This window comes from Cupriavidus numazuensis (genome assembly GCF_905397435.1).
Lineage (GTDB): Bacteria > Pseudomonadota > Gammaproteobacteria > Burkholderiales > Burkholderiaceae > Cupriavidus > Cupriavidus numazuensis.
On record NZ_CAJPVI010000018.1, the window covers coordinates 35,651 to 47,767 of the forward strand.

Below are 12,117 nucleotides of genomic sequence, written 5' to 3' on the forward strand. Positions count from 1 at the left end.
TCTTGGTGGCGGCTTATGCGGCGAACGTCGCGCGGACGCTGCCGAGTCCTTCGATTTCGGTGGTGTAGGTGCCGGGCTCGGTCACAGCGACCATCGGGCCGAGCGCGCCGGTCAGCACGACGTCTCCGGCGCGCAGCGGCGTGCCGAGCTGCACCATGCGATCCGCAAGCCAGACCGCGGCATTGAGCGGATTGCCGAGGCAGGCAGCGCCGTTGCCGCGCGACAGGACTTCGCCGTCGCGCGAAAGCGTCATCGCGCATGCCGTGAGATCGACCGCGGACAGCGGCACCGGACGGCTGCCGAGCACGAACAGCGCGCTCGACGCGTTGTCGGCCACGGTATCGACGAAGCGGATGTCCCAGTTCTGAATGCGGCTGTCGACGACTTCGATCGCTGCCAGCGCGTAGGCGCTGGCGCGCAGGATGTCGGCGAACGTGTGGCGCTCGTGCGTCAGGTCGTGCTCGAGCACCAGCGCGATCTCGGCCTCGACCTTCGGCTGAATCAGGCGCGATAGCGGCATCGGCTGGCTGTCGCCATACGCCATGCTTGCGAACAGCGCGCCGAAGTCGGGCTGGTCGACGCCGAGCTGCTTCTGCACGGCCATCGACGTCAGGCCGATCTTGCGGCCGACGATGCGCTCGCCTTGTGCGATGCGCGCGTCGACGTTGGCCTGCTGCACAGCGTACGCGGTCGCGATGTCATCGATCGCGATCTCGCCGCGCACCGGTGCAACGGTCTGGCGCGTGGCCTCGGCATCGCGCAGGCGTGCCGCGATGGCGTTGACGATGTTCGGTTCAGTCATGGATTCTCCTTGATCGGATCAGGCCGCCGCAGGCTCGGCGTGCATGGTGGCGAAGCCCGCGATCCACTCGGGAATCGCGCGGTAGAAGTCGAGCGACGCACGGTATGGTCCGTATGCGGCCAGCGCCCCAAACGCAGCTACCCACGTGCGGATCTCGTGCGCCGACTTGCCGCCGTCGCGCGTGATGGCGTCGTTGGTCATGCCGTCGACAGCGGTGAGTTCGCCGGATGCGAGCAGCGACAGGAACGCACGGTCCCACTCGGGATTGAGCGGGTGCAAATGGCTGTCGCCTGCGACGAATGCCTTGGCAGCGGCAACGGTGCGGGCCTGGCGCGCGGCACGCGATTCGGGCGACGGGTTGCGCCCCGCGATCAGGCGTTCGGCAACTTCCTCGCTCGCACCGGCCAGTTCCGGTACCGGCGGCTCATGCGAGATGCCACCCGAACCGACCACCAGCACACGCTTGCCGGTGCGCGACAGGAAGCGGCCGACCGCATCGCCGAGCAGTCGCGCGCGGCGTAACGTGGCCATCGGCGGCGCCACCGAGTTGATGAAGACGGGGATGACCGGATAGCGATCCAAACCGCCGGTCAGTGCTGCGAGCGCATCCGCACAACCGTGGTCGACCTGCATCCGGTACGACAGCGCGACATCGATATCCGCGGCCATCACGCTTTCGGCCAGCGACTGCGCGAGGTCTGCGGGCACGGGCAGCTTGCCGGCCAGGCTCTTGAAGTCACCGATCGCGGTGGCCGCAGCACCGATGCAGAACGGCGGCATCACGTCATAGAAGAAGCCGTTGAAGTGGTCCGGCGCAAACACCACGACCAGTTCGGGATCGAATGCACGCACGCGCTCGCGCGCTGCGGCCTGTACGCGCTCGACCTCGGCAACGACTTCGGGCGCGGGGTCGACGTAGCCGTGCAACGGCGTATGCGACAGACATTCAAGTTGAATCGGCATCCTCATGCTCCTGCTGCCTGGGTAACGGTGATGGGGTCGAGCACAGGGCGCGACGTCATGGAAGGGTTGGAGGCTTCCGCATAGGGCGACGCCTGCGTCATGCCAAGCTTGCCGGCGAGTTCGGTAATGGCTTCCGACACTTGCTGCGGCGAGCACACGCCCGCCACGAAGCGGTCCGGGCGCAGCAGCACCACCGATTGCGGCAGGCGGCTGAACCACTCCTTCAGGCGGCCACTGGCGTCGCCAATCGCGATCACGCCTTCGGGCACATCGTCGCCGTGGCGCAGTTGCACATCAGGCTTGGCGAGCACGAAGCGCATGCCGGCCTTCTCGGCGAGCGCGCGCGCCTGCGGCGTCAGGCCGAAGGTCGGGTCGGTGCCCCAGCCGACCACGGCAAAGCCGTTGCCGATCGCGTCGTCGAGCAGCGTGAGGCGATCATTGGCGGTGCGTACGCGCGGCTGGATGAACATGCGGCCCACGGGCGAGCCGGCCAGCGGATCCTTGCCGTACACCAGGCGCCCAAGGAACGATTCGCGCTTCTCGCTCATCAGGCCAAGCAGGCGGCCCGGCGCCGAGTTGCCGGCGCGTTCCAGCACACGGGCGAGCCAGCCGCCGCGCGGTTGCGGCGGCGGCAGCAGCACAACGCCTTCCTCATAGCGCGGCATCGGCTTGAACCGCATCTCGATGAAGTAGCGCTTGACCGCGGGCAGCACATTGAAGCTGCGAACGAAGGCATCGCGGAAACGTACGCCGAAGCGGGTGTTCGGCGCGAAGATATCGCCTGCCACTTCGGACAGGTGGATCATCGAACGCGCGTGCGCGCGGCGCTCGGCGGTGTAGGTGTCGAGCAGACGGCCATCGGCGAGCCCCTTCGCGACCATCGCGAGCTTCCAGCCGAGGTTGTTGGCGTCGCGGATGCCGCTGTTGTAGCCCTGACCCTGCCACACCGGCATGATGTGCGCGGCGTCGCCAGCCAGCAGCACGCGATCGACGCGGAACGTCGACGCGAGCCGGGCGTTGTGCGTGTACACGCGCTTGCGGATGTAGTCGACCTTGTCCGGATCGGCCACCACTTTGCGGATCAGCGCGGCCATGTTCTCAGGCTTGGACAGCTCCTCTTCGGTCTCGCCCGGCATCACCATGAACTCGAAGCGGCGGATGCCATGCGGCAGCGCGGCCGAGACATACGGGCGCTCGTGGTCGCAGTGCATGTAGATGTGCGGCGAGCCGACCGGGTCGTTGCGCACGTCGACGACGATCCACTGGTTCGGCTTGGTGCGGCCTTCAAACGGCACCTGCAGAGCGCGGCGCACAATGCTGTTGCCGCCGTCCGCGCCGACCATGTACGCGGCGCGGATCGTGCGGCGCCTACCGGCGCTGGTGGTCACCTCGGCACTGACGCCGTGGCCGTCCTGCGTGAACGCCTCGACGCCGTGGCCGAACAGCACCTGCACGTGTTCGAAGCGCTGCAGGCCCTCATACAGCACGCGGTCGGCCAGCGGCTGGATGAACGCATTGCGGCGCGACCAGCCGAACTCGTCGGTGCGCGGCTCGATGGACGCGAAGCAATGGCCGTCCTTCGTGACGAAGCGCATCCAGTGGTCAGGCGTGGTGTGCGGCAGCAGCGTGTCGGCAAGCCCGACCGCCTGGAACACGCGCAGCGCTTCATCGTCGAGGCCGATGGCGCGCGGATAGTCGATGAGCTGGTCCAGCTTTTCGACGACCGTGACGCGCACGCCCTGCAGGCCGAGAATGTTGGCGATCATCAGCCCGACCGGGCCGGCGCCGATGATGGCGACGTCGGTATCGACATCGGGAAGACGGTCGGCGTGTGCCGTCTGCGTGGCCGTGGTGTTCATAGGTCTCCTACTGGCAAGGCACGAGCGCGCCCCCGCGCCGTTGTGGCGCGTCATGGCTGTGCTGCGATGAATGGGAATCAGGTGGCCGGGGTTCCGGCCAGGGTCAGGCGCCGGAAGTGCGGCGCTGGCGACGGATCAGGCAGGGCATTGGGGGCGTCTCCGTGGATTTGCGATTTTCAGAGGAGTCTAGGCATCCGCCAGCGCGCGCTCAAACATTTCTATAAAATGTGCAAGGAATGCACATCTTTGATTTTTAAGGATTTTCCATGACCAAGTACGCCAACGTGCGGGGGTTGTCACGCGGCCTGCAGGTACTGCGGGCGCTCAATGCCATGGAAAACGGCCGTGCCACCAGCCAGCAACTGAGCGAAGCGACCGGGCTGCACCGAACCACCGTGCGGCGTCTGCTGGAAACGCTGGTCGAAGAAGGATTCGTGCGGCGCAGTACGTCGGACGACAGCTTCCGCCTGACGCTAGACGTGCGCGCGCTCAGCGAAGGCTTCACCGACGACGAACGCATCGCCACCATCGCGCCGCCGATCATGGGACGGCTGCTGCAGCGCGTGGTGTGGCCGTCAGACCTGACCACGCCGGACGGCGACGCCATGATCATCCGCGAGACCACGCACCGCTTCAGCCCGCTGTCGTTTCACCGTGCGATGGTCGGCAGGCGGCTGCCGATCTTGCTGACCTCGGCCGGCCGCGTGTATTTCTCGATGTGCCCCGATGCCGAGCGCGAAGACATTCTCGAAGTCCTGCGCTCGGGCGCGGGCGGCGAACAGCAGCTCAAGCTGGCGATGGATGACGCATATATCCGCAACCTGATCCGGCAGACGCGCAAGGACGGGTTCGGGTCCAATCATGGGGACTGGGCGGACCAGAAAAAGATCGGGGCGGTGGCAGTTGCGATCCAGGCAGAGGGGCGCGTGCTGGCGAGCCTGAACGTCGTGTATCTGGAGCAGGCGATCAGTCCGGCAGAGGCGACGCGTCGGTTTGTGCCGGAGTTGCAGCAGGCGGCAAAGGAGATGGTGTCTGCCTTGAGCGAGTAGTCGCAGCGTAAGCCAACCCGCGGTTGCGCACCGCCGCGACGATTCCCCAATTTGGCGTAGATTGACGCTTCTAGCCCCCGCAATCCGAAAATCCCTATAATCGAACGACCGTTCATTTCAGGGTGCCGCCGGCGCCCGTACGTGGCTCAGGAGACATCATGCCCGCCGCACGACAACTGCCCCAGGCGCTCCAAAACCTGGCTCTTCCCGTCATCGCCTCGCCGATGTTCATCGTCAGCTATCCGGAACTGGTGCTGGCGCAGTGCAAGGCCGGCATTGTCGGCTCGTTCCCCGCGCTGAACGCACGCCCGGCCGAGCTGCTCGACGAATGGCTCACGCAGATGCAGGAGGAACTGGCCAGCTTCCAGGCCGCCAATCCCGGCAAGCCGGTCGGGCCGATCGCGGTGAACCAGATCGTGCATACGTCCAACGCCCGCCTGGAACAGGACGTAAAGGTCTGCGTGGACCACAAGGTGCCGATCTTCATCACCTCGCTGCGTGCGCCGGTCAGGGAAATGATCGATGCCGTGCACAGCTATGGCGGCATCGTGCTGCATGACGTGATCAGCCTGCGCCATGCCGAGAAGGCGCTGGAAGCGGGTGTCGACGGCCTGATCCTGGTGGCGGCGGGTGCAGGCGGCCATGCCGGCACGCTGTCGCCGTTCGCGCTGGTCGGCGAAGTACGCAAGATCTTCGATGGCCCCATCGCGCTGTCGGGCTCGATCGCCACCGGCGACGCCGTGCTCGCCGCGCAGGCCATGGGTGCCGACTTTGCCTACGTGGGCACGCGCTTCATCGCGTCGCAGGAAGCGCACGCCAACGAAGCGTACAAGCAGTCGATTACGGGCTCGGCCGCCTCCGACATCATCTACACGAACCTGTTCACCGGCGTGCACGGCAACTACATCCGCGAAAGCATCGTCGGTGCCGGCCTCGATCCGGACAACCTGCCGTCAGCCGACAAGAGCAAGATGGATTTTTCCAGCGGCAGCTCCAAGGCCAAGGCATGGAAGGAGATCTGGGGCGCCGGCCAGGGCGTGGGCCAGATCCACGATATCCCGCCCGCCGGCGAGATCGTCGCGCGCATGAAGGCCGAGTACGATGCCGCCAAGGCGCGGCTCGGCATCGCGCGCTAAGCCTGCTTCGTACCGTTGCCGTCCCTGCGCCGCAACACGCCCGAACCGGAGCTTGCTGCCACGGTGGTATTGAGCCGCCGGCAGCGGCTGCTGCGCGCGATGTGGGTGACGCTGGGGGCGTTGAGCCTGCTGCTCGGGATCATCGGCATCTTCCTGCCGGTGCTGCCGACCACGCCGTTCGTGCTGCTGGCCGCCGCGTGCTTTGCGCGCGGCTCCGAGCGCTTCCACGACTGGCTGCTGGAGCATCCTCGCTTCGGGCCGCTGGTCAGCGACTGGCAGCGCCATCACAGCATTCCGCTGCGCGCGAAATGCCTGGCGCTCGTGATGATGTGGACATCGATGGGCGCCACCGCGTGGCTGATGCGCGCGCGGCCGCTGGCGTCGGCGGCGCTGATCGCTTGTGCGGCGGCGGTCAGTATCTGGATGTTGCGCCTGCCGACACGGCCTCCGGGCGGGCACGGGAACTAGACCACTGCGTCAGAGCGGATGGCTTGTCGCGATTGCACGCGCCGGCCCTCTCCCCCAGCCCCTCTCCCGCAAGCGGGCGAGGGGAGCACACAGGGGGGGCGCTGAGACGGCGGCGTCAGTCGTAGCGACGCGCGTCCTCGATCACCTTGCCGTCCTGCGGCAAGGAACCCGATGGCACGAACGCTACCTCGCCGCGCAGGCGCATCACTTCCCGCAACGACTCCGCCACCGCCTGCTTCAGCCCGTCGTCGTCGCGCGTGGCGTCGCAATGCAGCGTCATCACGTCGGCGCCCATGGTGCCGGTCACGACCAGCCGCGCGGCGCGGATTTCCGGATGGCGGCGCAGCACGTCGGCCACTTGCCCCGGATGCACGAACATGCCCTTGACCTTGGTGGTCTGGTCGGCGCGCCCGAGCCAGCCCTTGAGGCGGATATTGGTACGTCCACATGGGCTTGCGCGATGCGAGGAATCGGCGACGATTGCCGACAGGTCGCCAGTACCGAAGCGGATCAACGGATAGTCGCCATTGCCGAGCACGGTCACCACGACCTCGCCGGTCTCGCCTTCAGGCATCGGCCGCGTGCCGCCCGGTTCGACGATCTCGACGAGCACGTTTTCATCGACGACCCAACCATCGCCGCCGTCCGTTTCGTAAGCGATGAGTCCGAGATCGGCCGAGCCATACATCTGCTGCACCCGGATGCCGCGCTCCTGGAACCAGCCGCGCAGCGATGGCGGCAATGCCTCGCCAGAGACCAGCGCCTTGGACAGGCTGTGGCATGGCATGCCCATTTCCACGCCACGCTCCAGCAGCAGCTTGAGGAACGACGGCGTGCCCGCGTAGGCGGACGGCTGCAGGCTGGCCAGCGCCTGCACCTGTGACTCGGTTTGCCCGACACCTGCCGGGAACACGCAGCAGCCGAGCCGGTGCGCGCCCGTCTCCATCATCATGCCGGCCGGCGTGAAGTGATAGGAGAAGGTGTTGTAGACCAGCTCGCCCGAGCGGAATCCTGCTGCGAACATGGCGCGCGCGATACGCCACCAGTCGGCGTCGTGACCGTCGGGCTCGTGGATCGGGCCCGGCGACTGGAAGATGTGGCGCAGGCCGCCGATCGGCGTGGCATTGAGGCCGCCAAGCGGTGGCATGGCCTTTTGCCGCGCGGTCAGGTCCGACTTGCGTGTTACCGGCAGCGCGGCCAGCGCTTCGCGCGTGGTCAGCATGGCGGGATCGACATCGCGCAGCACTTCCGCGAAGTACGGCGCATGCGCACGCGCATGGGCAACCTGCCGGGACAGTGCAGCCAGCAGCGCCTGCTCGCGGACTTCCGGCGCACGGGTTTCGAGCGAATCGAAGTATTCAGGCATGGTGGGATACGACGAATAGGTTCGGTGAATTCGGCGGAAGGTGCTCCCCTCTCCCGCTGAGGGGAGAGGGAAAACAGTTGGATTACGTTACGCCAGCCAGCGCTTTCTCCGGCGATAGCTCTTCACATCGCGGAACGACTTCCTCTCCCCACCCTCCGCGTCGTTGGCGGCCACGCCAAGGTAGAACTCCTTGACGTCTTCATTGGTGCGCAGCGACTCGGCGTCGCCGTCCATCACCACGCGGCCGTTCTCGAGGATGTAGCCGTAGTCGGCATAGCGCAGTGCCACCATCGTGTTCTGCTCGGCCAGCAGGAAGCTGACCTTCTCGCGCGTGTTCAGGTCGCGCACGATCTCGAAGATCTCCTCGACGATCTGCGGCGCGAGGCCCATCGACGGCTCGTCGAGCAGAATCATCGCAGGCTTGGCCATCATGGCCCGGCCGATCGCGCACATCTGCTGCTCGCCGCCAGAGGTATAGCCCGCCTGCGACTTGCGGCGTGTCTTCAGGCGCGGGAAATAGGCGTAGATCTTCTCCAGCTCGTCGCGCGTCTCGCCGCGCGACAGGCCGCGCGTATAGGCGCCGGTCAGCAGGTTCTCTTCGATGGTGAGGTGGGCGAAGCAGTGGCGGCCCTCCATCACCTGGATCACGCCACGCCGGACCAGGTCGTTGGGCGTGAGCTGGTCGACGCGGTCGCCGCGGTATTCGACCGAGCCCTTGGTGACGTCACCGCGCTCCGCATGCAGCAGGTTGGAGATGGCCTTGAGCGTGGTGGTCTTGCCCGCACCGTTGGCGCCCAGCAGCGCGACGATCTTGCCCTCCGGCACTTCGAGCGATACGCCCTTGAGCACCAGGATCACGTGATCGTAGATGACTTCGATATTGTTGACGGAGAGGAGGGTCATGGTACGGCTCTCAAATGTCTGGGGCCTCTCCGCCCGTGCACGCACGAGCGGAGAGCACACAACTGGCAGCGTTCACTGCCGCGGCAATCACGACTTCATGCACCCCGGCGTGATTCCCTTCTCCTTCGCGTACTGCGCGGCGGTTGCCTTGAACAGCGGGTGGATCAGGTTCTTGTTGCCTTCGATCCAGTCGGACACCACGACCCACTTGGTGCCATCCCACTGCTGGATCTTCACCTTGCCCGAGCCCTCGTGGTTGTCACAGCTCGTCTTGATCTCCGGCAGCAGGCCGGTCGCGCCAAGCTGCTGCAGGCGCGCGTTGGTCAGGTTCAGGTTCTCGAACGCCCAGCGCATCTGCTCGCCGGTCATCGGCTTGCCCTTGCCGAACTTCTCCTGTGCCACACGCACCGCCTCCACGGTCACCACAGCCGCGGAAACACCACGGTTGTAGAGCACCGAACCAACCTTGTTCTTGTCCTGCATATTGCCCTTGCCCGCGCCGTACACCACCTTGTCGATGTCGGCGATCAGCGGAACGCTGCGGCCCGCCACGTTCCAGGTGGCGCTCATATAGCCTTTGGCGGCTTCGCCGGCTGGCACGGTGTCTTCTTCCGAACCCGCCCACCACGAGCCAATCATCTTGTCACGCGAGAAGCCCACCTTCTGCGCGGCCTTCAGCGCGGTCTGGTTCATCACGCCCCAGCCCCAGAAAATCACGTAGTCCGGGTTCTCCTGGCGGATCTTCAGCCACTGCGCGCCCTGCTCGTTGCCCGGGTGCGCCACCGGAATCTCGACCAGGTTGAACTTGCCGAGCTTGGCCTCGGCCTGCAGCGCGACGATCGGCTCCTTGCCATAGGCCGAGTCGTGGTACAGGTAGACGATCTTCTTGCCGGCGAGCGAGCCGCCATTCTTGGTCGCCAGGTATTTCACGATGGCCGACACCTGCATCTGGTAGGTCGTCACGAGCGGGAAGGCATAGGGGAACACCGAGCCATCCACCGCATCGGTGCGGCCGTAACCCATCATTACCAGCGGCACCTTGTCGGCGGCGGTCTTGTCGACCAGCGCATACGAGATGCCCGTCGACATCGAGTGATAGGCGGTGCCCTTGGTGGTGGCGTTCTTCGCCTTCAGGCGTTCATAGCACTCCACACCCTTGGCGTTGTTGTATTCGGTCTCGCACTCTTCCCAGCTCAGCTTGACGCCGTTGACGCCACCGTCCTTGAGGTTGACGTAGTTCAGGTAGTCGACGAAGCCGCCATACCAGGACTGCCCGTTGGCGCCATACGGGCCCACGCGGTAGCTCGGCAATGCCACGAACTGCTCGTTGGCCTGCGCCAGTGCGGATGCCGCCGGCGCCATCAGTGCGGCCGCGGCGCTCACGGCCAGCACGGCACGCTGCACATTGCGAATCAGGGTTGTCATGACAGTCTCCTTCACCTTGGCAGGTGCGTTTGTTATGGGGTACCCGTTTTGAATCGAACGCTACGTCTGAAAATCAGCGATGCGGCTAGTGCGGGAACGGCCACAGCCTCAGCTTCTCCTTGGCGATCTGCCACAGCCGCGCGAGGCCATGCGGCTCGACGATCAGGAAGAAGATGATCAGCCCGCCGAACACCATGAGCTGGATATGCGACACCGTCGCATTCGTGAACGGCAGGTGCAGCAGCGATGCGAGCGGCGGCAGCACGTTGTCCAGGAAGATCGGCAGCAGCAGGATGAACGCCGCGCCCAGGAACGAGCCCAGGATGCTGCCAACGCCGCCGATGATGATCATGAACAGCACGCGGAACGACAGGTCCAGCGAGAAGCCGTCCGGCTCGACCGAGCCGAGGTAGCAGAACGCGTACAACGCTCCGGCCACGCCGCAGTAGAAAGAGCTCACGGCAAAGGCCAGCAGCTTGGTGCGCATCAGCGGAATGCCGATGACTTCCGCTGCCACGTCCATATCGCGCACCGACATCCATGCACGGCCCGTGGCCGAGCGCACCAGGTTCTTGGCGATGAATGCCAGTACGGTGACGAGGGCCAGCACGAACAGGTACTTCTTTACCGGCGTGTCGATGGCGATGCCGAACAGGTCCAGTCGTTGCGCCGTGATCACGCCCGAGGAGCTGTTGTTGGAGAACCAGGGGAACTTGGTCAGCGCCCACACTACGAAGAACTGCGCGGCGAGCGTGGCGACCGCGAGATAAAAGCCCTTGATGCGCAGCGACGGCAAGCCGAAGGCCACGCCCACCACCGCCGCCGACAGGCCGGCGAGGATAAAGGTGAGCAGCACCGGCATCCCCTCGATGCGAAGCTGGAAGTTGTACGCGGCGTAGGCGCCCACCGCCATGAAAGCGGCCGTACCAAGCGATAGTTGGCCAGCGTAGCCCGTGAGGATGTTCAGTCCGAGCGCCGCGAGCGAGAAGATCAGGAACGGGATCAGGATGGCCGAGAACCAGTATTCGGAGCCAACGAACGGAATCACGCCGAAGGCCACCGCCATCAGCACCGCAAACCCGATGCGGTCCTGGCGGATGGGGAAGATCTGGCTGTCCGCGACGTAGCTCGTCTTGAACTGGCCGGCTTCACGATAGAACATGGAAAGTCTCCTGGAGCGTAGTCAGTTCAAACGCGGTCGATGTGCTTCTCGCCGAACAGCCCTTCCGGACGGACCAGCAGGAACAGCAGCGCGAACACATACGGGAACCAGCCTTCGATGCCGCCGAAGTTGCCGCCGAACGCCGACTGGAACACCGGCGGGATGTAGATCTCGGCAAGCTTCTCCGACGCGCCGATGATCAGCCCGCCAACGATGGCGCCCGGCACCGAAGTGAAGCCGCCAAGGATCAGCACCGGCAGTGCCTTCAGCGCGGTCAGCGTCAGCGCGAACTGCACGCCATTGCGCGAGCCCCACAGCATGCCGGCCACCAGCGCGACAAAGCCCGCCACGCCCCACACGATCGCCCAGATGTGCTGCAGCGGAATGCCCAGCGACAGCGCGGCCTGGTGGTCGTCGGCGACAGCGCGCAGCGCGCGGCCCACCTTGGTGTACTGGAAGAACAGCGCGAGCGAACCGACCAGCACGCCGGCAATCGCGGCGGCGGCGATGTCGAACTTGGAGAGGACAATATTGAAGCGCGTGAGGATCGCTTCGATCGGCTCGTCGACGATGCCAAGGTTGATCGGGCGCACTTCGTTGCCGAACAGCAGCGGTCCCAGTCCTTCCAGGAAGAACGACAGGCCGATGGTCGCCATGAACAGCGTGATCGGCGGCTGGTTGACCAGCTTGCGCAGCACGAAGCGCTCGGTGCTCATGCCGACGAGGATCATCACCACGAAGGCGCCGATCACGGCGGCCCACATCGGCAAGCCCTTGTCCATCAGGCCCACCACGGCCAGCGCGGCGAAGTACACCATCGCGCCCTGCGCGAAGTTGAATACGCCCGAGGCCTTGTAGATCAGCACGAAGCCCAGCGCCACCAGCGAGTACATCAGGCCCGACAGCAAGCCGCCGAGCAGGATTTCAATGAAGAACGTCATGGTTTGCCTTTGCTTGCTTCCGTATAAGGTCCAACCTTTACCG

General features: G+C 65.5%; 11 protein-coding genes. 3 read left to right on the top strand and 8 right to left on the bottom strand.

What is annotated here, in order from left to right; all coding sequences use genetic code 11:
* Positions 1–13: 13 nt before the first annotated feature.
* Genes mhpD through KHO41_RS15860 form a run of 3 tightly spaced genes read right to left on the bottom strand, consistent with a single transcriptional unit; the run spans position 14 to position 3,624 of the window.
* On the bottom strand, positions 14–802 hold the full coding sequence (gene mhpD / locus KHO41_RS15850) for a 2-keto-4-pentenoate hydratase (RefSeq protein ID WP_211954232.1): 789 nt from the start codon (positions 800–802) through the stop codon (positions 14–16).
* Positions 803–820: 18 nt separating this feature from the next.
* The gene (locus KHO41_RS15855; RefSeq protein WP_211954233.1) at positions 821–1,765 is read right to left on the bottom strand and encodes a 3-carboxyethylcatechol 2,3-dioxygenase; all 945 of its coding nucleotides are present in this window, start codon (positions 1,763–1,765) and stop codon (positions 821–823) included.
* Positions 1,766–1,767: 2 nt separating this feature from the next.
* Positions 1,768–3,624, bottom strand: coding sequence for a bifunctional 3-(3-hydroxy-phenyl)propionate/3-hydroxycinnamic acid hydroxylase (locus KHO41_RS15860; protein ID WP_211954234.1), 1,857 nt, complete (start codon positions 3,622–3,624; stop codon positions 1,768–1,770).
* A 266-nt stretch (positions 3,625–3,890) separates the two neighbouring features.
* On the opposite strand from KHO41_RS15860, the gene KHO41_RS15865 reads away from it, so the two are divergent.
* The 3 genes from KHO41_RS15865 to KHO41_RS15875 all read left to right on the top strand — a co-directional run bounded on the left by KHO41_RS15865 (position 3,891) and on the right by KHO41_RS15875 (position 6,277).
* Positions 3,891–4,673: a DNA-binding transcriptional regulator gene (locus KHO41_RS15865; RefSeq protein WP_211954235.1), complete on the top strand. Its 783-nt coding sequence runs from the start codon at positions 3,891–3,893 to the stop codon at positions 4,671–4,673.
* A gap of 158 nt (positions 4,674–4,831) precedes the next feature.
* Positions 4,832–5,809: an NAD(P)H-dependent flavin oxidoreductase gene (locus KHO41_RS15870; RefSeq protein ID WP_211954236.1), complete on the top strand. Its 978-nt coding sequence runs from the start codon at positions 4,832–4,834 to the stop codon at positions 5,807–5,809.
* A gap of 99 nt (positions 5,810–5,908) precedes the next feature.
* Positions 5,909–6,277: a YbaN family protein gene (locus tag KHO41_RS15875; protein ID WP_211954333.1), complete on the top strand. Its 369-nt coding sequence runs from the start codon at positions 5,909–5,911 to the stop codon at positions 6,275–6,277.
* A gap of 115 nt (positions 6,278–6,392) precedes the next feature.
* Here KHO41_RS15875 and KHO41_RS15880 read toward each other — a convergent pair whose 3' ends face one another.
* The 5 genes from KHO41_RS15880 to KHO41_RS15900 all read right to left on the bottom strand — a co-directional run bounded on the left by KHO41_RS15880 (position 6,393) and on the right by KHO41_RS15900 (position 12,074).
* Positions 6,393–7,643: a phenylacetate--CoA ligase family protein gene (locus KHO41_RS15880; RefSeq protein WP_211954237.1), complete on the bottom strand. Its 1,251-nt coding sequence runs from the start codon at positions 7,641–7,643 to the stop codon at positions 6,393–6,395.
* An 87-nt stretch (positions 7,644–7,730) separates the two neighbouring features.
* Positions 7,731–8,546: an ABC transporter ATP-binding protein gene (locus tag KHO41_RS15885; RefSeq protein ID WP_011296455.1), complete on the bottom strand. Its 816-nt coding sequence runs from the start codon at positions 8,544–8,546 to the stop codon at positions 7,731–7,733.
* An 87-nt stretch (positions 8,547–8,633) separates the two neighbouring features.
* The gene (locus tag KHO41_RS15890) at positions 8,634–9,971 is read right to left on the bottom strand and encodes an ABC transporter substrate-binding protein (protein WP_211954238.1); all 1,338 of its coding nucleotides are present in this window, start codon (positions 9,969–9,971) and stop codon (positions 8,634–8,636) included.
* 85 nt (positions 9,972–10,056) lie between these two features.
* Positions 10,057–11,133 (bottom strand): branched-chain amino acid ABC transporter permease, encoded by a 1,077-nt coding sequence (locus KHO41_RS15895; protein WP_211954239.1) that lies wholly within the window; start codon positions 11,131–11,133, stop codon positions 10,057–10,059.
* A 26-nt stretch (positions 11,134–11,159) separates the two neighbouring features.
* Positions 11,160–12,074, bottom strand: a complete 915-nt coding sequence (locus KHO41_RS15900; RefSeq protein ID WP_211954240.1) for a branched-chain amino acid ABC transporter permease — start codon at positions 12,072–12,074, stop codon at positions 11,160–11,162.
* Positions 12,075–12,117 lie beyond the last annotated feature (43 nt).